The sequence below is a fragment of the Proteus sp. FZP2095 genome, assembly GCF_023701425.1.
Classification (GTDB): Bacteria; Pseudomonadota; Gammaproteobacteria; order Enterobacterales; family Enterobacteriaceae; genus Proteus; species Proteus cibarius.
This window is the reverse complement of sequence record NZ_JAMQBJ010000001.1, coordinates 1-23748: the sequence shown is the minus strand read 5'-3', so window position 1 is coordinate 23748 and position 23748 is coordinate 1. Positions and strand designations below refer to the sequence as shown.

Genomic DNA, 23748 nt, shown 5'->3' with positions numbered 1-23748 from the left:
GGAAACTATATATTGCATGGCAATTAAACTCGAAGTAAAAAATCTCTACAAAGTATTTGGCGAACACCCTAAACGCGCGTTTGAATTATTAAAATCTGGTATGAATAAAGATCAGATTTTTGATAAAACAGGGCTTACGGTGGGCGTTCAAAATGCAAATCTGGCAATTGAAGAAGGCGAAATATTTGTCATCATGGGATTATCTGGTTCAGGTAAATCCACACTAGTCCGCCTTCTCAATCGTCTGATCTCTCCAACAAAGGGAGAGGTGCTTATTGATGGTGAAAATATTGCCACCATGTCGGATAAGGAGTTACGACAAGTACGCCGTAAAAAAATCAGTATGGTGTTTCAGTCATTTGCATTAATGCCCCATATGAACGTACTTGATAACACTGCATTTGGAATGGATCTCGCGGGATTAAGCAAAGATGAGCGTTATAAAAAAGCGATGGATGCTTTAGAGCAAGTCAACTTGGGCAGTTACGCAAACTCTTGGCCTGATGAGCTTTCTGGTGGGATGCGTCAACGTATCGGCCTTGCGCGTGCACTTGCTAACGATCCAGATATTTTATTGATGGATGAAGCCTTTTCAGCACTCGATCCATTAATTCGTACAGAAATGCAAGATGAGTTATTAAGCTTACAAGGAGATAAACAACGCACGATTGTGTTTATCTCCCATGACCTGGATGAAGCTATGCGTATTGGCGACCGAATTGCCATTATGCAAGGTGGTGTTGTTGTTCAAACGGGCACACCAGATGAAATACTCAATAATCCAGCAAATGATTATGTGCGTACGTTTTTCCGTGGTGTTGATATTAGCCACGTATTTAGTGCAAAAGATATAGCTAAACGTCGTCCTGAAACCTTACTGCATGTTGCGCCCGGTTTTGGTCCTCGCTCCGCCTTGAAAGTACTCGAAGATGAAGATAGAAATTTTGGCTATCTCATTGAGCGAGGAAGAAAATTTGTTGGCGTTGTTTCCGTCACATCTCTTGAAGAGGCACTGAAAAATAAACAACCTATTGAGTCAGCTATTTTATCTGAGCCTTGTGCTATTAATGGTGATACACCGTTAAACGAGCTGATTTCAACTGTTGCACAATCTCCCTGTGCAATTCCTGTTATTGATGAAAAAAACCGTTATATCGGCTTAATTTCTAAAGGAATGTTACTACAAGCACTGGATAAGGAGACGCCAAATGAGTAATACAACAGATAAAGATGTGGCTTTGGATACAAATATCCAAGAAACCGCGACAAGCGATACTACGCCAGAGACAACCAATAACGTAAATGATGATCCTTGGGCAACAACTGATACCACTACAACAGAAAGTGATCCTTGGAGTAGTACTGACAGTTCATCAACAGATGCCGATCCATGGGGTGCTGGCAGTGGTACTGAAAATATTGATACCTCATCCGCTGGCAGTGATTGGTTAGATGCAACACCAACGGATGTAGCACCTGATTCATTCAATCTAATGGATCCGTTTCATAATACGCTGATCCCCTTAGATTCATGGGTTACTGATGCGATTGACTGGATTGTGTTGCATTTTCGCCCTGTTTTCCAAGGTATCCGTGTACCGGTCGATTTGGTCTTAAGTGGTTTTGAAAATTTCTTAACCTCAATGCCAGCACCTATCGCCATTATTCTGTTTTCTCTGATTGCATGGCAGCTTTCAGGCAAAGTTATGGGTATCGCTTCTTTTATCTCATTAATATTAATTGGTGCAATTGGTGCTTGGTCTGAAGCTATGGTTACCCTTGCACTGGTACTCACCTCGTTACTGTTTTGTCTTATTATTGGGCTTCCATTAGGAATATGGCTGGCTAACAGTGATAGAGCATCCAAAATTGTTCGGCCTTTACTCGATGCGATGCAGACAACGCCTGCATTTGTCTACTTAGTTCCTATCGTCATGTTATTTGGTATAGGTAACGTACCTGGCGTTGTGGTCACTATTATTTTTGCCTTACCTCCAATTGTGAGATTGACCATTTTAGGGATCAAACAAGTTCCTGAAGATTTAATAGAAGCAGCACAATCATTTGGTGCAAATCCTCGTCAAATGCTGTTTAAAGTGCAATTACCACTCGCCATGCCAACAATTATGGCAGGTGTAAACCAAACACTAATGTTAGCACTTTCAATGGTTGTTATTGCATCAATGATTGCCGTTGGTGGGTTAGGTCAAATGGTATTACGCGGTATAGGTCGTCTTGATATGGGATTAGCTGCCGTAGGGGGTGCCGGTATTGTTATCCTCGCCATTATCCTTGACCGATTAACACAATCTTTAGGTCAAAACAGCCGTCATAAAGGCAATAGATGCTGGTATATGACAGGGCCTATCGGCTTAATTTGTCGACTCTTTGGCAAAAAAGCATCGTAATAAATATTTTTACTATTAATTAAAAATCAATAAAGAACACCACGTTCAATCAATATAAGAAATAGAGGCGACAGTTCGCTGTCGCTATTTATCTCTTACCATAACAACAGAAGGAAAAACTATGCGTAATCCAGTTATCTGGGCAACAGTATTGTCCGCCACACTGATAAGCACCCAGTTATCCGCTGCTGATTTACCTGGAAAAGGAATTTCGGTTCAACCCGTGCAAAGTACGATTTCTGAAGAAACCTTTCAAACTTTAATCGTTAATAAAGCACTAGAACAATTAGGTTACACCGTTCAGCCAATTAAAGAAGTTGACTATAACGTTGCTTATTCCTCTATTGCTAATGGTGATGCCACCTTTATGGCTGTTAGTTGGGTTCCCCTTCATAATTCACAATATGCAGCAGCAGGAGGTGATAATACCTTTTATCGTAAAGGGGATTATGTCGTTAATGCCGCTCAAGGTTACTTGATTGATAAGAAAACGGCAGAGAAATATAACATTACGAATATTGAGCAACTTAAAGATCCTAAAATTGCTAAATTGTTTGATGCCAATGGTGATGGTAAAGCCGATTTAACCGGTTGTAATCCGGGATGGGGTTGTGAAGAAGCGATCAATAATCACTTAAAAGCCTATGGATTAGAAAAATCTGTTACACATAACCAAGGTAACTACGCAGCCATGATGGCAGATACCATTACTCGTTATAAAGAAGGCAAGCCCATTTTTTATTACACATGGACGCCTTACTGGATAAGTGATGTATTAAAACCGGGTAAAGATGTTGTTTGGTTACAAGTGCCTTTCTCTTCATTACCGGGTGATGATAAAACCGATACCACATTAGCAAATGGTAAAAACTATGGCTTTCCGCCAAGTACCATGCATATTGCAGCAAATAAAAAATGGGCTGAAGAAAATCCCGCTGCGGCAAAACTCTTTGAAGTTATGAAAGTGTCTGTTGCCGATATTAATGCGCAAAACTTACGTATGCATAATGGTCAAAAATCACAGGCAGATATTGAACGTCATGCTAATGCGTGGATCAAAGCACATCAAAAAACCTTTGATGGTTGGATTGAACAAGCTCAAGCAGCTGCAAAATAATCAATAAACAATCTTCATTTAAGATTGTCACAAAACAGGTCGCATTATTGTGACCTGTTTTTATTCATAAAAAACTAAATTTACATGCAGTTAGATAAAATAAGTTTATATAAAAATTAAAAATAATCTTAATACTACTTTATTATTAAGATTATTCTTTTTATTCAAAGCCATGTTCTCCCTTTCTTTCATTCTCTCATTTCTTCAATTATGATTATCCTTTTCTCCAGTAGCCATTTTGGCATTCTCATTTTTATATTTATTATTTTAGATAAGGAATAAACTGTGTCTTACACTAACAAACCAGTACCTGAAGAAATTAAACGTTGGAACTGGGGTGCTTTCATGTTTAATATTATTTGGGGTTTTGGTAATAAATCCTATCTTCCATTATTAGCGCTTGTTCCTTTACTTAATCTTGTTTGGATTTTTGTCTGTGGTATTAAAGGGAATGAATGGGCTTGGAAAAGTGGTGATTACGATTCTGTTGAAACCTTTATGAAAGTACAAGAAACATGGAACAGAGCGGGCTTTGTTTACTTTATTATTAGTATTGTTATGGCTATTCTTTTCTTTATTTTCTTCTTCACAACCATGATGGCAATGATTGCAACTTCTACATCACATGGTTATTAATTTAATATATCGAATATTGAATTCTTAATGTCAATAAACCCCATAATATTTATGGGGTTTATCTGTTTTTATTTTCAGTAATATTAGAAACGTTTTACCACAGTAAATCGATAATCACGTCCTACCCCTGAAACTGATTCACCTAAATAAGGGTAATAATCTCGGTTAAATAAATTCGCGACCGTAAAACGAACTTCCGTATTATCTATAAAAGAAGGTTCCCAATTCGCAAATAGACCATGTATTGCATAACCTTTACTTTTTGGTAGTGACCAATAGCCAGCATCAGGATCGGCATCCATTGGAGAACGACGCTGAGCACCAATAAAATCCCCCGTCCATCCCATATTAACGTTAATACTTGGTACTTTTACGCCAAGGGTGGCATGTAAAGCATCAGGTTGTATCTCAGCAATCCATGTTTTTTGACCAAACCACGGGTCGCGCGGTGATTGGTCACGTTTTCCTTTCATTGTTGAATATGCTAAACGGCCAAATACATTAGGGCTATTATAAAAAACTTCGATTTCCAACCCTTGGATGTGGTAGCCCGGTAAATTACGGTAATTACCAATCGAAGGTGGGCAATTTCCATTATGTCCATCCACCTTTTGACTTTCACAATAGACACCGCGACGTCGGAAAATTTCGTCTTTACCACGAGTATCAAATAGTGTCGTTCTTAACTGCAGTTGATCTTCTTGCTGAATAACACTTTCAAAATCCGCAATTGCACCAATTCGTGCAGCTCTTACTGTTTCTTTGTCTAGATGACGACTCGTTCCTGTTAAGCTAGAAACTCTTCCTTGAACTTCATACTGCTCATCAATCAATGGAGCTCGCCATGTATAGGTTAAATCACCAAAGAATCTGAAATTCTGATTCATTTTCCATAATAAACCTAAATGAGGTGTTGCCCCGCTATAAGTCACATCAGAGTAATCATGCCCATAATAGGGATCAGGATCTTGATAGGTAATCGCTCGGCTTCCTTTGCCTTGATTTTTAACGATATCGTAGCGAACGCCAGGAGTTATCGTCAGATTTCTATAGCTCATCGAATCTTGAATATAGAAACTGGTTGTCGTTTGCGTACCTTCTGGCATATAAGGTGGCGCATAATATCCATAGTTATAATTTGGATTTTTAGCTTTATCGCGAGTAAACATTAAAACATCACGATCATTACGATGCCAACGTGTTCCTACTAATACCTTATGCTCTAAAGCACCTTGCATAACTGTGCTTTCATTTTTAATTTCAATTTGATGATTTCGATAATCTACCCAACTTTGATTGCCCATACTGCCACTAAAATAGGAGCTCGCGGTCTCTGGGCGACTATCATTTTGTTTGGTTTTTGAGTAACCGTAGGTAAGTGTTAAATTAATTAAATCGGAATCAATCGGCTGAATATTCCATTTCACACTAAAGGTGTCATCTTTTTGATCACGATAAACTAATTTACGTTTCATCGCCGCATCAAAACTATATTTATCTACTTCAGCTTGGCTAGGTTTAGCTAGTTCATCACGTTTAGCCGCCCAAGGCGTCCATCCATCACTTTCTGATCGTGATGCTGATAACGTTAATGTTTGTGCTTCCGTTAAATAAATATTGGTCTTAATTAAAAAAGAATCCTGATCTGACTGTGAATAGCCAAATTTAGTCCCGTCAGGACGTCGCAGATCGTCACTTTCACGACGGTTAAAATAGAATAATCCATCTGCTTGCCCATCCAGTAATTTACCGTATACCGCACCACTATAACGATTTTGTCTATCATTAGTATGGTGGCCATATTTTAAAAACATCCCAATATTCTGATCGGGTAGTAATAAGTCATCGGGATCTTTGGTTTCAATTCTCACCGACCCCCCAAAACCGCCATTTCCTTGAGTAATATTATGAGGCCCTTTATCAACATCTATACGACGGATTAATTCAGGATCAATAAAAATTGAACCTTGGCGATATTTCTCAAAGGTTTTAGGCGTACCATCAAGGGTAATTTTAATATCTTCAGGATTACCCATCCCCCAGATATTTAATGTTTGACCGCCCGGCCTTGGTGAACCCGATGATGAAATTCCGGGTAATTTATCCACCAGCTCTGCAATATTATTAGGCTGAATTCTATCGATATCTTTTAATGTTAGAACGGTACTTCCCGCATCAACACTTGAGTTGAGTTCACCTGATACATAGATAGGTTCAATAATAATCTTTTCACGCGATTTTGGTTGTGCAGGACTTTCCAACTTTGTGGATGTCGTTATTTCTGGTTTTACACTTTCAGTTGCATAGCTATTTAACGAAGTGAGTGAAGTCAATAATAATGCTATCGCTGATGACGAAAATGAAAATATCCCAATTCCCTGACGATAAGCATCATTTTTTGCTAAGAAATGGATCATAATAGTAGTATCTTTTTGTATGGTTATTAGTTTGATAGATGATTATAGATGTAACTAACAGCGCTAATTATGATAATGATAATAATTATCATTATCTAGTTTTTTTGCACTTATCACTCAATACAGATAACTACACTATCGATACACTCTTATTAGATTTAAATTTCATCTAAAATAATATTTATAATAAATTGAACTAATTTCATTAGTTATTATAAGGTATTTAATATCTCTTTTTTCATTTTCCTCACTTAATTCCCTAATTATAATTACGTACATATCACTAAAGAAAAATTAATCATTTTTAAAATAAAGAGAATAAAACAGATACGGAACAGTCTGATAATTACAATTTTGCGGATCTTATTTTCTCTTTATTTTGAGAGCTAAATAATTATTAACTCAAGTGAATTTTAAGCCTTAGTTTTATGTTTAAATCGTAAATAAATTAAAGTATTGAAATAAAGATATTCAATGAGATAAAAATCAGCTAATAATAAAATTATAATTATGAGGTAATATACGCACTTTTGAACACAAGGATGCGTCATGACAATTTATGACCTAAAGCCCAAATTTCAAGCTCTACTACGCCCTTATGTAGAACAGCTATTCACAAAAGGGATCACAGCAAATCAGGTCACACTTTTTGCCTTACTGTTATCCATTGCTATTGGTGGATTACTTTTGCTTTATCCTTATCCCCATTTATTTTTATTGCTCCCTTTCGTCCTCTTTTTTCGTATGGCGCTTAATGCCATAGATGGCATGCTTGCACGAGAACATAATCAAAAAAGTGCACTTGGGGCGATATTAAATGAAGCCAGCGATGTTATTTCAGACATTGCACTCTATCTACCTTTTGCTTTTATTTTTCCACAAGCCTATTGGTGGATCATGCTGGCACTCTTTTTAATGATAATGACTGAGTTTTTAGGCGTGCTTGCCCAAACTATTCATGCTTCTCGTCATTATGATGGCCCGATGGGAAAAAGTGATAGAGCCTTTATTTTCGGTGCTATCGCTTTTTTTATCGGATTATTCCCCTCCCTGACATTATCAGAAAACACGCATTATCTTTTTATTATTATTAATTTATTACTTTTGTTGACTTGTTATCACCGAATTCATCGCGCACTAAAAGAAGCAATGATGACAGATAAAGATAAGGACACATCGTTATGAATCAACAACCGCAATATCAAACTCAAAGGAATATGATTGAGTCTGAATTTACCACCAGCGATAAAACACCTCTGTATTATCGCTATTGGCCTGCTCAAATTACCACTGAATCAAAAGCAATCATTTTATTTCACCGAGGTCATGAACACTCAGGTCGTGTTTCTCATCTAGTGGATGAGTTAGATCTTCCTGATTTTTCAATGTTTGCTTGGGATGCTCGAGGTCATGGTAAAAATCAAGGCGCTCGCGGTTATAGCCCATCAATGGGAACTTCAATAAAAGATATAGACGAATTCGTTCATTACATTTCATCCAACTATAATATTCCAATGGAGAATATTCTGGTTGTTGGCCAAAGTGTAGGCGCCGTTTTAGTTACTGGTTGGGTACACGATTATGCCCCTAAGATCCGCGGTATGGTGTTAGCTTCCCCTGCATTTAAAGTGAAATTATATGTTCCTTTTGCACGCACAGGTCTTGCCTTGATGCAAAAAGTTCGCGGGCTTTTTTATGTTAATTCATACGTGAAAGCTAAATACTTAACCCATGATCAAAATCGCATCGACTCTTTTAACCAAGACTCGCTGATCACTCGCCCTATTGCCGTCAATATTTTATTAGAGCTTTATAAAACGGCTGATCGTGTTGTTGAAGATGCAAGTGCAATTACTTTACCAACACAGTTGTTTATTTCAGGCAATGACCATGTGGTCCACGCCAAGCCTCAACATCTTTTCTATGAACGTTTAAACACATCTATCAAAGAAAAGCATGTCTTACCTGGCTTTTACCACGATACTTTAGGTGAGAAAGACAGAATTATTCCTATCAATAAAATGCGTAGCTTTATTGAAACCTTATTTGCACAACCACTTTATCAACATGATTACCAACATGAAGATACTTGGAGTCATAGTGCAGATGTTTATCGTGCATTACAGACGCCACTCCCTAAATATTGCCCAAAAAGACTTTATTACAAAGTACTTAGCCGTTCTATGAGTACTTTAGGTAAAGCATCAGAAGGTGTTGCTCTGGGTTACGATAAAGGTTTTGATTCCGGATCGACGCTGGATTATGTCTACCGTAATCAACCTCAAGGGAAAGGCTTATTTGGTCGGGTTGTTGATAGACAATATTTAAATAGTATTGGTTGGCAAGGAATTCGCCAACGTAAAATCAATATTGAAAATACAATCCGCTACGCAATTCGCCAATTAATACAAAATAATATGCCGGTGCACATTATGGATATCGCAGCAGGACAAGGGCGCTATCTTTTTGATGCAGTTAATGATTATGGTAAGGTCGATTCGATTTTAATGCGTGATTATAGCGCCATTAACGTTGAACAAGGCAATATTGCGATTAAAGAACGCCACTTAGAAGACAAAGTGCGTTTTGAAGAAGGTAACGCCTTTGATGCAGAAAGCTTGAGTGCGGTTTCTCCGTCACCAACTTTAAGTATTGTCAGTGGTCTCTATGAATTATTCCCTGAAAATCATCTGCTAAAAGAGTCTTTAAAAGGATTATCGCAGGCGATCCCTAGTGGCGGCTTATTAATTTATACCTGCCAACCTTGGCACCCTCAGCTTGAAATGATTGCGCGTGTATTACCTAGTCACCAAAACGGACAACCTTGGATCATGCGTTGCCGTAGTCAAGGTGAAATGGATGCTTTAGTTAATGAAGCTGGTTTTGAAAAGTTAGATCAACAAATTGATCATTGGGGTATTTTCAGTGTATCGATAGCAAAACGTCGCTAACAGAATGCACCATCAATAACCGAGCTATCGCTATATGGCAACATATAGCGATAATTTTAATTCATGGTAAAAATAGAAACATAAGCAAAGAAAGGAATTTTAATATGGGTGGAACCCAACACACTCAAATAACATCATCTAGAAAAAGTATCTGGCTTGCTGGTATTGTATGGCTGTTGTTTCTTGCTCCATTTTTCTATTTAACTTATATGCAAGTTAACACTTATACTTCCACTTTATCTGATGTTCCTTCTTTTGTTTATTCATGGGAAAAAGCGATCCCCTTTTTACCTTGGACAATCATTCCTTATTGGAGTGTGAATATTGCCTATGGTATTTCACTGATTATTTGTACAACATTAAGAGAACAATTTATACATGGGTTACGTTTAATTGTTGCCTCTCTTATTGCTTGTGCTGGTTTTTTATTATTCCCTTTAAAATTTAGTTTTATTCGCCCAACAACGGAAGGGATTTCTGGTTGGTTATTTACCCAATTAGAAGGTTTCGATTTACCTTATAACCAAGCTCCTTCTTTGCACATAATCTTGTTGTGGATACTTTGGTTACGTTTTCGCGCACATACTCCAAAATCATGGCAATGGTTTTTAAATTTATGGTCATTGCTTATTGCTGTTTCTGTACTGACAACCTGGCAACATCACTTTATCGATATTATTACGGGCTTTGGTGTCGGCGTGTTTATCTGTTATTTATTACCAATAAACTCTCGTTGGAAATGGCATTTTACAGGCAGTAAACGCAGTTTACGTATTGGTAAAAACTATGCGTTATCAGCAATGGTGTTTTATCTGTTATCTTTTGGCTTACAAGGTTTCTTTTGGATTTTTCTCTGGCCTGCAATCGCATTAACGTTTGTGACTTTAGGTTATTTAGGGGCAGGCGCTTCTATTTTTCAAAAAAACTCCCAAGGTGAAATTCCCCTTTCTGCACAGATAATCCTATTGCCTTATCGCTTTTTTGCTTGGTGTACTTATCGCTATTATTTAACTCGTTGCCAAACACCTAGTTTAGTGACTGAAGGTATTTTATTAGGTGGACGCCCCCTTTATAAATTAGAAGCGAACGCCGTCTTTGATTTAACCTGTGAGTGGCCAAGAAACAAGTTTAGCCAAAACCAGCTTTATTTAGCGCAACCTCAAATCGATTTATTACCATTATCTCCTGATGATATCAGCAAAGCCATGTTGTCTCTGGAACAGCTTAGCCAAGTAGGAACAGTTTATATTCATTGCAAATTAGGCTATTCGCGCAGTGCAACTATTGTCGTTGCATGGTTAGTTAACAGTGGCACAGTAGATACTTTGGAAGAAGCGATAAAACAGGTTTATCAAATACGCCCTCAAGTGATTTTAAATCCAGAAACACAAGAGGCATTACAAATTTGGTATTCGCGTTTCCAACAAAATAAATAACGAGATAACGATGCTGACAACAAAAACCAGCGGTAAAGTGATTGTGTCTTTAACACAAAGTTGGCGCTATTTACTGCTTTTATCACTATTACCTTATATAAGCACATGGCCTGTATTTAGCCTTCATTTTCATAATAAACTGACTTTCTTTGTTGCTTCTCTTTTATTTTTATTTACGCAATATCACCTTTTTCGTTTATGGCTTGATAGTCATTTTTTTCAAGTACTTTATCGCTATCAAGATGATGTTAGTTTTGATGAAAGCCTCTCTACGTTATTTCCTAAACGACCCAAAAAACAGACAATGGAAGATCGCTGGCTAGGTACTAAACGTCTATTTTCTTTTGCCTTGCTTGGCGTTTCAGTTCAATGGATATGGTGTTTGGTTATGCTCTTTTTTACGCTTTTTAGTTATTAATAAGCTAAAATTAATGTTTATTTATTATATAAAACAATATGCTATAAGAATAAAGTCTAAGGTTTTGTATCAAATTAATTGAACATCTCTATCACAGTAATTCTTTTCTCAAAAAAATAACTCATGTTACTATCATTTACCTTATAAATGATTTGTTATGAGTATTATGGAAAACACCGCACCACAAACATCGCTAAGCAAAGGTCTTATTTTACTTATGGCGGTTGCTACAGGTATGGTTGTTGCCAGTAACTACTACGCACAACCGCTACTGGATTCAATCGCAAACTATTTCCACATATCTGCAACTTTGGCTGGATTTATTGTTACCACCGCGCAATTAAGTTATGCCATAGGGTTAATGTTATTAGTGCCTCTTGGCGATATTTTTGAACGTCGCTCACTGATTATTACCATGACATTAATTTCAGCAAGTGGCCTATTAATTACTGCTATGGCATCTAATATTTGGGTGATGTTAATAGGAACTGCGCTCTCAGGTATGTTCTCAGTGGTAGCTCAAATTCTTGTTCCTTTTGCTGCAACCCTTGCAGCACCTCATCAACGAGGAAAAGCTGTCGGCACGATTATGAGTGGTCTCTTACTCGGGATCTTACTGGCGAGAACTGCATCTGGGTTAATGGCGTCATTTACTAATTGGCAAGGTATTTTCTGGGTAGCAAGTATTTTTCTGGCGATTTTAGCTATCACTTTATGGCGTTGCTTGCCGACTTATAAAAGTGAAACAAACTTAAATTATTTTCAGTTGCTAGGCTCTATTTTCAAATTATTTGCAACAACGCCTGTATTAAGAACTCGTTCATTAGTTGGCGCACTTATTTTTGCTCACTTTGGTTTATTGTGGACCTCAATGGCCTTTTTATTGGCATCTGAACCTTTTAATTACTCAGATGCCGTGATTGGTTTATTTGGTCTTGTGGGTGCTGCAGGTGCATTAATGGCAGGAAAAGCAGGCGTATTAGTGGATAAAGGAAAAGGCAAGAAAACCACCACTGTAGGGCTGGTTCTCCTATTTCTTTCTTGGGGCTTTATCATTATTGCACCTTATTATCACTGGATTGGGCTCATCAGCTTTATTATTGGCGTTGTCCTGCTAGACTTAGCTGTTCAAGGTGTTCATGTCACAAATCAGAGCACCATATACCGTATTTTACCTGATGCTAGAAACCGCCTAACTGCCGCTTATATGACAAGCTATTTTATTGGTGGTGCATTAGGATCTTTACTATCAGGCTATGCTTATCATCAATATGGATGGACAGGTGTATCCATCGCCGGATTAATCATCGGCGTTATCGGTCTTATTGTTTGGTTTTTAGGTTATAAAAATGATCCAATAATCCACGTCGAATAATTTTCAGACCCAAGGATGGGTTATATTATTTCTTCAATCCCACTCTAATCAGAATAAAATGTGAATGTTTTAACCGCGTGATTACTATTAATGTATATCATCATCCCATTCTTTATTAAGAAAATTATATCAATCCTACCAATAAAGCACTATATAAATAATTTCACATCAATATTATCCACATAGCAACCATTGGTAGTGATAATAAATTTATTACGTGTTTTATCGTAAAAAATGATCCCTTTTTTCGCAAATAGACTACTATTCATTGTCAGATAAGTGATAAATTGATTTTATTAACTTATTGTAAAGAGATAAGTACCTATTCTTTTTTTTGTGTTATCATTCAGAAAATTTATGAATCAGGTAACATAATCAAAAAAACATAGTGACTATAAATAATAAAAATTGCTAAATTGTGTGTTTAATATACCATTTAACATGTTGATAACAGCGTTATCCTAATTTTCGAAACTAACAAGGTGTCTAAAAATGGAAAGCTCATTTACGCCAACAGAAGAATTACTAAACACTCGCGCTACACAACAGAAATCGCTTAACAAAGATATTCCTTATCAAGAAATTTTGTTAACTCGCCTTTCTATGCATGTTCAAAGCAAACTTCTTGAAAGTCGTAATAATATGTTGAAGTCTCAGGGTATTAACGAGACATTATTTATGGCACTAATGATTTTAGATACGACAGAAAATCGTAGTATTCAACCATCAGAATTAAGTGCAGCTTTAGGCTCTTCAAGAACAAATGCAACACGCATTGCTGATGAGCTTGAAAAGCAAGGTTGGATTGAACGTCGTGAAAGCCATAATGACCGCCGTTGTTTACATCTCCATTTGACTGATGCTGGTGAAGAGTTTTTAAATAGCTTATTGCCACCGCAACATCAGTGCTTAAAACAAATCTGGTCTGTATTAGATCAATCTGAACAAAGACAGCTTGAAACGCTAATGCGTAAGTTATTATTACAATTAGATACTTTGGCTGAAAAAGATTGTGAATAAGCAGCATAATAAATAGTTTTATTGATCTAATCCTATTTAAGCCATAAATCGGCAAACATACTTACCCATTAGCATTTATAATTTACCTTCACGCTAATAATTATTCTAAGATTGACTTTATAATTATGTTTCCAGTTTTAATACTGGAAACATATCTAATGATGTTTTTCTGGTTTTATGGAGATCTTCTAAATGAGTGTTAATGAGGAAACTACCCCCCCTCAGGCTCCCATTCGCAATAAAAAACGAACTCGCCGAAATGTTCTACTATTGCTAACCATCCTATTTATTGTTGCTGGTGCGGCTTACACCGCTTATTGGTTTATGGTGTTAAGGCATCATGAAACGACAGATAATGCTTATGTGACTGGCAATCAAATCATGGTGATGCCACAGATTTCTGGTTCTGTTACCACTGTTTATGTGGATAACACCGATTTTGTAAAAGCCGGTGAACCCTTAGTTTTATTAGATTCAAGTGATGAAAAACTGGCATTAGAAAAAGCAAAAACAGCATTAGCTAATAGTGTTCGCCAAATGCATCAGCAAATCATCAATGGTCGTCAATTAAAAGCAAATATCGTTTTACGTGAAACAGAGCTCACTAAATTACAAAACGATCTTCGTCGCCGTGAAGTTTTAGGTGAACGCAACGTCATTGGTAAAGAAGAACTTCAACATGCTAGAGAAGCTGTTTCTACCGCAAGAGCGGCTTTAGAAGTTGCAAGAGAGCAATATAATGCTAATCAAGCAATTATCTTAAATACACCAATTGCAAAACAACCTTCTGTTTTACAAGCATCAACTGATGTTCGTAATGCATGGCTGGCTTTAGAACGTACTAAAATTTTAAGCCCAACAGATGGCTATGTTTCACGTCGTAGCGTTCAAGTTGGTGCACAAGTCTCACCGGGTAAACCTTTAATGGCCGTTGTTCCTGTAACGGGTATGTGGATTGATGCCAACTTTAAAGAAACTCAACTCGCGAATATGCGAATTGGTCAACCTGCAAAGATAACAACTGACTTTTACGGTAAAAAAGTCATTTATCACGGCACTGTATTAGGTTTAGATATGGGAACAGGTAGTGCTTTCTCATTATTACCTGCGCAAAATGCCAGTGGTAACTGGATAAAAGTCGTTCAACGCTTACCTGTTCGCATTTCACTCGATGAAAAAGAATTAGCGGAAAAGCCTCTGCGTATTGGCCTTTCTTCTGAAGTGACAGTCGATACGATTAACCTTGATGGAAAAGTATTATCACACAGTGAACGCCAAGCACCTGCTTATCATACTGATGCTTTAAACATTGATATGTCAGAGATTAATAAACTGATCAATGAAATCATTGAACAAAATGCAGGACAATAAAGGCGAGGTGTAAAGGTGATCAAAGAGCCATTACAAGGAGGAAAACTTGCTTTAATGACCATCGCCCTTGCGTTGGCCACCTTTATGCAAGTTCTCGATTCTACAATCGCTAACGTAGCCATTCCAACTATTGCAGGAAACTTAGGTGCCTCTAACTCTCAGGGGACTTGGGTTATTACCTCTTTTGGGGTGGCAAACGCTATTTCTATCCCTATCACAGGTTGGTTAGCAAAACGTATTGGTGAAGTTCGACTTTTTATGTGGTCAACGGCACTTTTTGCGTTAACATCTTGGCTTTGTGGTATTTCACAAAGTCTTGAAATGCTTATTTTCTTTCGTGTGCTTCAAGGTTTAGTTGCTGGGCCACTAATTCCTTTATCGCAAAGTTTGTTATTGAATAACTATCCACCAGCCAAACGAAACATGGCGCTTGCACTATGGTCAGTGACCATTGTTGTGGCACCTATTTTAGGACCAATTTTAGGTGGCTACATCAGTGATAACTACCATTGGGGATGGATATTTTTTATTAACGTTCCATTTGGTGTGTTGATTATTATGTGTATATCAAACACCTTAGCTGGACGAGAAACAAAAACTGAAATTAAACCAATAGATACCATTGGCCTTGTTTTACTTATCGTAGGTATTGGTGCGTTACAAATCATGCTCGATCAGGGTAAAGAGCTCGATTGGTTTAATTCGACAGAAATTATAGTCCTCACTATTGTGGCTGTTGTTGCACTTAGCTTCTTAATTGTTTGGGAGTTAACAGACGATCATCCAGTGATAGATCTTTCTCTCTTTAAGAGTCGAAACTTTACCATTGGCTGTGTCACGCTCAGCCTCGCCTATATGATCTATTTTGGCACCATTGTTTTACTACCACTGCTTTTACAAGAGGTCTTTGGTTATACAGCAACATGGGCGGGATTAGCATCAGCATCGGTAGGTTTATTACCTTTAATTATCACACCGATTATAGGTAAATTTGGTGGTAAAGTAGATTTACGCTATATCATCAGCTTTAGCTTTATTATGTTTTCTGTGTGTTTTTATTGGCGAGCTTATACCTTCGAGCCAGGAATGGATTTTGCCACTGTGGCATGGCCTCAATTCTGGCAAGGTTTAGCGGTTGCGTGTTTCTTTATGCCATTAACGACAATGACATTATCTGGACTACCTCCAGAAAAAATGGCATCAGCATCAAGTCTTTCGAACTTCTTAAGAACATTGGCTGGGGCTATTGGCGCATCGTTAACTACAACGATTTGGACACAAAGAGAATCACTTCACCATGAAACCTTTGTAGAAAAAATTAATCCACTCGATCCTGATTCGCAAATGGCATACCAACAAATGAATGATCTTGGTCTTTCAAATGAACAAGCATCTGCATATTTAGCCAAGACGATTACAGAACAGGGATTAATTATTTCAGCCAATGAGATTTTTTGGTTAGCTGCTGGTATTTTCCTTATTATGATGATCGTGGTTTGGTTTGCTAAACCCCCATTCTCACCGGGAAAATAACGCAATTCACGTAGATCTTATGCATAAAAAACCGCTTAAATCACAATGACTAAGCGGTTTTTTATCATTCTTTATTTAAAACTATAAAGCAATTAGCCTTGGTGCTGACGCCACCATTCTGCTAATAACACACCAGAAGCCACAGAGACATTTAAGCTTTCAACGTGACCAGTACCACCGATGTAAATGCTCATATCACCTTGATTTAAAGTGCTTTCACTTAAGCCATCTTTCTCTTGACCTAAGATCAGAACCATTTTCGCTGGTAATTGTGCTTTTGATAATGGCACACTGCCTTTATGGCTTGATGTTGCCACCAGCGTATAACCCGCTTTTTTAAATTTATCTAACGTTTGAGCAAAGTTATCAGCATCAATACCTTGGATATATTCTGCACCACCTTCTGCGGTACGAACAGCAGCACCAGATTCTAATACAGCAGAATCAGGAGAGATAACCCCTTTCACACCAAAGTGCGCACAGCTACGCATAATTGCACCTACGTTATGTGGATTACCCACATCTTCAAGTGCTAATACGCAATCATGTTCAGGTGCATCTTTCAGATAGGTTTCTGCATCATGACCAACACGTTTTTTAATTAAGAAGCACACGCCACCGTGGTGATCAGTACGAGCGGCTTTTACCATCTCTTCTTCTTCAACAACGTGATAGGCTTTACGGTTTGCAGCCATCCATTTTAGCGCATCACGAAAACGTGGTGTCACATCTTGTAAAAACCAAGCACGAACAATCGCATCAGGACGATTTTTAAACATTGCTTGGCAAGCATTTTCACCATAAATACGCGTCTCTTCTAAACGCTGACGACGCAACTGTTCAGGATCGATCTGGCTCTTACCAGTAATGCCATCGTGCTCTTTGATTGCTTCTTCACCAGCAGGGCGAGAAACCGTTTTCCATGGAGAAAAACTTCCGCCTTCACTATCACGAGAAGGTTTTGATTCATTACGTGATGTACCACGCCCTGAAGGCTTACCTGCACCGCGGTCATCACGACGAGAAAATTTGTTATCACCGCGTTTATTGTCACGACTTCTATCGTCACGTTTATCACCACGGTTTTTATCACCACGACCATTTTCAGGACGGCGGGATGGTTTTTTAGGTTTATTATCGGCATTGTCCTCACTACGGACATACATTACTTTTACTTTGCCGTTTTTACCTTCATAAGAATCGTTCATTTGTCTCTCCAACTGCAATAGGGGCGCAGATTACATGATAGTTTAGCAACTGTCACCGAGAGAATCACGCACAGGAATCGATAAACTAATCAGGATCAATTGATAATTAACTTCATCTCATAGATAACTAATATATCAGTATGATTTTTATGATAAAAATACACTGAATAGTTTGTTTGTTTTGAACATGATAATATTCGATTCTTTTTTATAAGTATTGGTCAATCTGTTATGCATGACAATGCAGTCTCTCGACTTCGTCAATATCGACTTTCGATTTCAACCCGCCCTTTTAAAGCGCGAGGTTTTCGTACAAAACGTTGTACTTTTTGCTTATTACCTGAAAAACAGTGTCTTTGTGACACGATCATCAATCAACCAGCAAAAAGCCAATTTTGTTTATTGATGTATGATACTGAAGTGATGAAGCCAAGTAATACGGGGAAATTAATTGCCGATGTATTACCAGACACACAGGCATTTTTATGGTCCCGAACTGAGCCAGAACAGGCCTTGCTTGATCTAATCAATACACCTGACAGACAAGCTTATGTTGTATTCCCTGAAAGCTATGCATCAAGTGAACGTGTTGTATACAACCAACTCCCAGCCAATAGCAAACCGCCTTTATTTATCCTCCTTGATGGCACTTGGAGTGAAGCCCGCAAAATGTTTCGCAAAAGCCCTTATCTCGATTCATTGCCTCTTTTTTCTTTAAATGAGGCAATTAAATGTGAGTACGTACTTCGCCAAGCAGCAAAAGAAGATCAACATTGTACAGCAGAAGTTGCTGCTTCTATTTTAGAGAATGTCGGCGATATTCAAGCCTCACAACAGCTTTTTTCTCATTTTAGTTACTTTCGTCAACAATATTTACTTGGAAAACCAGACCGGAGTCAGGCAAAAGAAGATCAAATCAGCTACATTGAATAGCAGTTGATAATGAAACTCTGGAGTGGATATGAGCCAACGAGGTCTTGAAGCACTATTACGTCCTAAATCTATTGCAGTGATTGGCGCCTCTGAAAAATTAGGTCGAGCAGGAACCACCATGATGAAAAATTTGCTCAGTGGTGGATTTAATGGCCCAGTGTTTCCAATTAATCCTGCTCGCGGCTCTGTCTCTGGTGTCTTCACTTATCCTTCTATTGATAAATTACCTCAAGTACCTGATCTCGCGATTATTTGTACACATCATCGTCGCAACCTTGAATTACTGAAACAATTAGGTGAGTCTGGTTGCAAAGCTGTAATTGTACTTTCTGCACAACCTGAACAATTTCAGCCAATAAAATTACTTTGCCAGCAATATCACATCCGTTTACTTGGCCCAAATAGTTTGGGGCTTTTAGCTCCATGGCAAGGTTTAAATGCCAGCTTTTCGCCTCTTCCAGTTAAAAAAGGAAAACTCGCTTTTATTTCGCAATCAGCTGCTGTCGCCAACACAATTTTAGATTGGGCTTATTATCGCAATATTGGCTTTTCTTATTTTATTGCATTAGGTGACAACCAAGATATCCAAGTTGATGATTTACTGGATTTTCTGGCAAGAGACAGTAAAACTAGTGCAATTTTATTGCATCTCGAACATATAAAAGATGCACGGCGTTTTATGTCAGCATCGCGTAGTGCTTCGCGCAACAAGCCTATTCTGGTGATAAAAAGTGGTCGAACCCAAAAAGCTCAACTGCTATTAGGTGATACACCAAGTTATGACGTGGCTTATGATGCGGCTTTTCAACGTGCTGGATTATTGCGAGTACAAGATACTCATGAGATGTTTTCTGCCGTTGAAACACTTAGCTATATGACGCCTTTAAAAGGCGAAAGATTGATGATTATGAGTAATGGCTCTGCACCTGCTGCAATGGCCGTTGATGAGCTATTTTTACATTCAGGAAAGCTTGCACAACTTACAGATGATACAAAACAAAAGCTACAAAGTGTTATTCAAGAAGAAAATGCTATTCGTAACCCACTAAACTTAGGTGATGATACAACCGTTGATCGTTATATTTTGGCATTGAATTGTTTGTTAGATAGCCATGATCATGATGCATTACTCCTTATTCACACACCTAGTGCCATAGCCCCTAGCATTGAAACAGCACAACGAGTCATAGAAGCCATCAATAAACACCCTAGACGTAAATGGCTTACCGTTTTCACTAACTGGGGCGGAGAATATTCATCTCAACAATCACGTAAATTATTTAGTGAAGCTGGAATTCCAACCTATCGAACACCTGAAGGTGCCGTCACCGCATTTATGCATATGGTGGAATATCGTCGAAATCAAAAACAGCTAAAAGAAACACCAGCACTGCCTCTAGATATCAAAATGAATACACAGCAAGCACATCGTTGCATTGAAGAGGCATTAAAAAATAAGCAATATCGATTAGATACACACCAAGTTCAACCAATTATGGAAGCTTATGGTTTTAATACACTTCCTACTTGGATTGCTCATAACGCACAAGAAGCTGTCAATATCGCTGAAAAAATTGGTTATCCTGTTGCTCTGAAATTACGTTCTCCTGATATCCCGCATAAGTCCGAAGTACAAGGTGTTATGCTTTATCTTCGAGACAGTACAGAAGTATCATCAGCAGCACATGCCATTATAGGGCGTGTTACAGAACTTTACCCCCAAGCACAAATTCAGGGTTTATTGGTGCAAAGTATGGCAAATCGCGCTGGCTCTCAGGAACTGCGCGTCGCAATAGAGCAAGATCCTATTTTTGGCCCATTAATTGTCTTAGGTGAAGGGGGGGTTGAGTGGCAAATAGAAACTAAAGCTGCTGTTGCTTTACCACCTCTTAATATGGCACTTGCCCGTTATCTGGTTATTAATGCAATAAAAAGCGGAAAGATACAACCTAGAAGCGCTTTACAGCCTCTAAATATATTAAGTCTAAGTCATTTTTTGGTACAGGTTTCTCACTTACTTTTAGATTGTCCACAAATTATCAGATTAGATATTCACCCTCTACTGGCTTCAGGTAATGATTTTACATTGCTCGATGTTGCGATGGAGTTATCACCACTACAAGGCGATCCTCATCAAAGACTCTCTATTCGCCCTTATCCCAATGAATTAGAAGAAACATTCTTCCTAAGAGATAACAATCCTTGCTTTATCCGCCCTATTTTGCCGGAAGATGAACCGTTACTGAAAACGTTTATAAACCAAGTGACAAAAGAAGATCTTTATTATCGCTATTTTAGTGAGATCAGTGAGTTTACACATGACGATCTCGCAAATATGACTCAAATTGACTACGATCGAGAAATGGCTTTTGTTGCGATCCGAAATCCAAAAGATCATCCTGAAATCATTGGGGTTGCTCGTGCAATGGCAGATCCAGATAATCAGCATGCAGAATTTGCTATTCTTGTGCGTTCTGATTTAAAAGGAAATACTTTAGGTCATCAACTTATGACTAAACTTATCAACTATACTAGAGAACATGGTATTAAACGTTTAACCGCGATAACAATGCCTGAAAATCGCAACATGATAAGTTTAGCGAAAAAATTGGGATTTTCTGTTGAAGTACAATTTGATGAAGGAATAGTCAATCTTGATTTACAGCTTGGATCTTCAAACGATAGCCCAATGCTATAATCATTAGAGAAAGTATCTTTATGTGATTGTTCGCGCATCCTTTGATAAATTAGCTATATATGATGATTTTATGCGTACATCCCATATAACTAATGTTATGATCAGAAGATCGGTTAAAGAAAATCTACATGGACGATGGCTCCATCTGCCATCATAAACAAGAGAATTAAGCACTGTGATGTTGTCTAAACTAAAACTTGCTAAGCATCAACAACACCTTGCACAACTGCCTAAATTAGCTCAGTCAGTTGCTGATGTTGAAACGCTTTATCAGACGTCCGCGTTTCGCAGCACCTTATTGAAATACATTGCTCAAGCAAAGAAAGAGATCTTTATTACAGCTCTTTACCTAGAGCACGATGAGGCTGGTGAAGAGATCCTTGATGCGCTTTACACCGCAAAACAACAACGTCCTGAATTATCCATTACCGTTATTGTTGACTGGCACCGTGCTCAACGTGGGCGTATTGGTGTCTCTGCTGATGCTACAAATGCAGATTGGTACTATCATACTGCACAGCAACACCCTGATATTGAGATCCCTATTTACGGCATTCCCGTAAACACTCGTGAAGCATTAGGTGTATTACATCTTAAAGGTTTTATCTTTGATGATACAATTATCTATAGTGGCGCAAGTATTAATAATGTTTACTTGCATAAACTAGATAAATATCGTTATGACAGATACCACATTATCCAAAATAGCGAATTAGCTTCCACAATGAAACAATTTATTGTGTCTGATCTTTTGCAATCAGAAGCGATTCAACGACTGGATATCAAAGATAGAGTTCGTTGTGCCGAAATTAAAAATTGTATTCGTCAATTTCGTTTCAATTTACGTACTCGTGATGGCTATGATATTAAAGCCAATGCTTCTAACAACGAGCTGGCAGTAACACCTTTAATGGGTTTAGGTAAGAAAAATATCTTAAATAAGACAATTTCTCACCTTATGGCTTCTACTGAAGAAAAACTTGTTATTTGTACACCTTATTTTAATTTACCTGCGATCCTTGTACGCCAAATCAGCCATTTATTAAGAAATGGCAAGCAAGTCGAAATTATTATTGGTGATAAAACAGCAAATGACTTCTATATTCCGCCAGAAGAACCATTTAAAATTATTGGCGCATTGCCTTATCTCTATGAAATGAACTTGCGTAAATTTACCCAACGTTTCCAGCGGTTTATTGATAGCGACCAATTAACAGTAAGACTTTGGAAAGATAGCGATAATACATATCACTTAAAAGGTATGTGGGTAGATGATAACTGGCAATTAATTACTGGTAATAATCTTAATCCGCGTGCATGGGGATTAGATTTAGAGAATGCCATATTAATTCATGATCCTAAACATGAATTACATGAGCAACGACACAAAGAGTTAGAATGTATTCGCCAACATACTATTGTCGTGAAACATTACCAAGATCTAGAAAGTATTAAGCTTTATCCTCTAAAAGTGAAGAAATTAATTAAACGCTTACGACGTATTCGTGTTGATAGATTAATCAGCCGCATACTTTAATTGATGCTTCATTTGATAAGCCTTGCTAAATTACAGCAAGGCTTTTTTGTTTAATAAAATTCTTTTCTCAAATCATCCCTTATCTTTAATAATCTTCTATATTAAAAACATTGTTATCAGTGAAAAGGCTTTTATTTTTTATGAAACTAAAGCTCAAATGCTGTTCTCTGATTATTTTATTATCAATAATGACTTTAAATGGTTGCCAATCATTTCATTTTGCCAATGATAATTGGAAAGGCAAAGATAAAGCTCAGCATTTCTTATTTTCAATGGCAGCATCCGCGGGTGCGAATGCGTATACAGATCATCAAAATTATGGTCATAGAGAGGGATTATTAATAGGGCTCTCATTTTCGATTAGTTTAGGTGTAGCGAAAGAGCTTTATGATAGTCGTCCAGGAGGTACTGGCTGGAGTTGGCATGATTTTGCTTACGATGTTACAGGAGCAGTTGCAGGTTCATTACTTTATCAGCAACTAAAATAATTTTTTTATTCAGAGTAGCTAAACCTCCAAACGCAAAAAAGCCAACCCATTGGGTTGGCTTTCTCGTCTTATTTAATGCCTGGCAGTTCCCTACTCTCACATGGGGAGGCCCCACACTACCATCGGCGCTACAACGTTTCACTTCTGAGTTCGGCATGGATTCAGGTGGGTCCGCTGCGCTATGGCCGCCAAGCAAATTCTG

At 37.8% G+C, this 23748-nt stretch carries 18 protein-coding genes and 1 rRNA gene; 16 read left to right on the top strand and 3 right to left on the bottom strand.

Annotation, left to right across the window (positions count from 1 at the left end; genetic code table 11):
* Positions 1 to 16: 16 nt before the first annotated feature.
* The 4 genes from proV (at position 17) to NBG71_RS00080 (ending at position 4161) form a co-directional block, all read left to right on the top strand.
* A complete protein-coding gene (proV, locus tag NBG71_RS00095) occupies positions 17 to 1216 on the top strand; it encodes a glycine betaine/L-proline ABC transporter ATP-binding protein ProV (protein WP_075671546.1) in 1200 nt (399 codons plus the stop codon).
* Positions 1209 to 2408 (top strand): glycine betaine/L-proline ABC transporter permease ProW, encoded by a 1200-nt coding sequence (gene proW, locus NBG71_RS00090; RefSeq protein WP_075671544.1) that lies wholly within the window; start codon positions 1209 to 1211, stop codon positions 2406 to 2408. The genes proV and proW overlap by 8 nt, the downstream gene beginning before the upstream one ends.
* Positions 2409 to 2529: 121 nt before the next feature.
* Positions 2530 to 3525 (top strand): glycine betaine/L-proline ABC transporter substrate-binding protein ProX, encoded by a 996-nt coding sequence (proX, locus tag NBG71_RS00085; RefSeq protein WP_075671542.1) that lies wholly within the window; start codon positions 2530 to 2532, stop codon positions 3523 to 3525.
* Between the two features lie 285 nt (positions 3526 to 3810).
* Entirely contained in the window at positions 3811 to 4161 is a 351-nt protein-coding gene (locus NBG71_RS00080; protein ID WP_159241855.1) for a ribonuclease G, read from the top strand.
* Positions 4162 to 4244: 83 nt separating this feature from the next.
* Here NBG71_RS00080 and NBG71_RS00075 read toward each other — a convergent pair whose 3' ends face one another.
* A complete protein-coding gene (locus NBG71_RS00075) occupies positions 4245 to 6578 on the bottom strand; it encodes a TonB-dependent hemoglobin/transferrin/lactoferrin family receptor (RefSeq protein WP_250916441.1) in 2334 nt (777 codons plus the stop codon).
* A gap of 549 nt (positions 6579 to 7127) precedes the next feature.
* On the opposite strand from NBG71_RS00075, the gene NBG71_RS00070 reads away from it, so the two are divergent.
* The 8 genes from NBG71_RS00070 to emrB all read left to right on the top strand — a co-directional run bounded on the left by NBG71_RS00070 (position 7128) and on the right by emrB (position 16682).
* On the top strand, positions 7128 to 7763 hold the full coding sequence (locus NBG71_RS00070; protein ID WP_250916440.1) for a CDP-alcohol phosphatidyltransferase family protein: 636 nt from the start codon (positions 7128 to 7130) through the stop codon (positions 7761 to 7763).
* A complete protein-coding gene (locus NBG71_RS00065) occupies positions 7760 to 9529 on the top strand; it encodes a bifunctional alpha/beta hydrolase/class I SAM-dependent methyltransferase (RefSeq protein WP_191901837.1) in 1770 nt (589 codons plus the stop codon). The genes NBG71_RS00070 and NBG71_RS00065 overlap by 4 nt, the downstream gene beginning before the upstream one ends.
* Positions 9530 to 9633: 104 nt before the next feature.
* A complete protein-coding gene (locus NBG71_RS00060; RefSeq protein ID WP_109420347.1) occupies positions 9634 to 10965 on the top strand; it encodes a phosphatase PAP2/dual specificity phosphatase family protein in 1332 nt (443 codons plus the stop codon).
* A gap of 10 nt (positions 10966 to 10975) precedes the next feature.
* Positions 10976 to 11383: a hypothetical protein gene (locus NBG71_RS00055; protein ID WP_075671532.1), complete on the top strand. Its 408-nt coding sequence runs from the start codon at positions 10976 to 10978 to the stop codon at positions 11381 to 11383.
* Between the two features lie 166 nt (positions 11384 to 11549).
* The gene (locus NBG71_RS00050) at positions 11550 to 12758 is read left to right on the top strand and encodes an MFS transporter (RefSeq protein WP_075671651.1); all 1209 of its coding nucleotides are present in this window, start codon (positions 11550 to 11552) and stop codon (positions 12756 to 12758) included.
* A 492-nt stretch (positions 12759 to 13250) separates the two neighbouring features.
* The gene (gene mprA, locus NBG71_RS00045; RefSeq protein ID WP_075671530.1) at positions 13251 to 13778 is read left to right on the top strand and encodes a transcriptional repressor MprA; all 528 of its coding nucleotides are present in this window, start codon (positions 13251 to 13253) and stop codon (positions 13776 to 13778) included.
* Between the two features lie 192 nt (positions 13779 to 13970).
* Complete coding sequence (gene emrA / locus NBG71_RS00040; protein ID WP_099660160.1) at positions 13971 to 15149, top strand: multidrug efflux MFS transporter periplasmic adaptor subunit EmrA; 1179 nt, start codon at positions 13971 to 13973, stop codon at positions 15147 to 15149.
* A gap of 15 nt (positions 15150 to 15164) precedes the next feature.
* The gene (gene emrB, locus NBG71_RS00035; RefSeq protein WP_075671526.1) at positions 15165 to 16682 is read left to right on the top strand and encodes a multidrug efflux MFS transporter permease subunit EmrB; all 1518 of its coding nucleotides are present in this window, start codon (positions 15165 to 15167) and stop codon (positions 16680 to 16682) included.
* A gap of 92 nt (positions 16683 to 16774) precedes the next feature.
* Here emrB and NBG71_RS00030 read toward each other — a convergent pair whose 3' ends face one another.
* The gene (locus tag NBG71_RS00030) at positions 16775 to 17890 is read right to left on the bottom strand and encodes a tRNA/rRNA methyltransferase (protein ID WP_075671524.1); all 1116 of its coding nucleotides are present in this window, start codon (positions 17888 to 17890) and stop codon (positions 16775 to 16777) included.
* 231 nt (positions 17891 to 18121) lie between these two features.
* Here NBG71_RS00030 and NBG71_RS00025 point away from each other — a divergent pair, with 231 nt between their 5' ends.
* The 4 genes from NBG71_RS00025 (at position 18122) to NBG71_RS00010 (ending at position 23546) form a co-directional block, all read left to right on the top strand.
* Entirely contained in the window at positions 18122 to 18823 is a 702-nt protein-coding gene (locus tag NBG71_RS00025) for a tRNA-uridine aminocarboxypropyltransferase (protein WP_075671522.1), read from the top strand.
* 28 nt (positions 18824 to 18851) lie between these two features.
* Positions 18852 to 21521 (top strand): bifunctional acetate--CoA ligase family protein/GNAT family N-acetyltransferase, encoded by a 2670-nt coding sequence (locus tag NBG71_RS00020; RefSeq protein WP_075671520.1) that lies wholly within the window; start codon positions 18852 to 18854, stop codon positions 21519 to 21521.
* Between the two features lie 178 nt (positions 21522 to 21699).
* The gene (gene pssA / locus NBG71_RS00015; protein ID WP_075671518.1) at positions 21700 to 23058 is read left to right on the top strand and encodes a CDP-diacylglycerol--serine O-phosphatidyltransferase; all 1359 of its coding nucleotides are present in this window, start codon (positions 21700 to 21702) and stop codon (positions 23056 to 23058) included.
* Positions 23059 to 23198: 140 nt separating this feature from the next.
* Complete coding sequence (locus tag NBG71_RS00010; protein ID WP_250916439.1) at positions 23199 to 23546, top strand: YfiM family lipoprotein; 348 nt, start codon at positions 23199 to 23201, stop codon at positions 23544 to 23546.
* 77 nt (positions 23547 to 23623) lie between these two features.
* Here the strand turns inward: NBG71_RS00010 and rrf are convergent.
* Positions 23624 to 23739 (bottom strand): 5S ribosomal RNA (gene rrf / locus NBG71_RS00005).
* Positions 23740 to 23748: the final 9 nt, after the last annotated feature.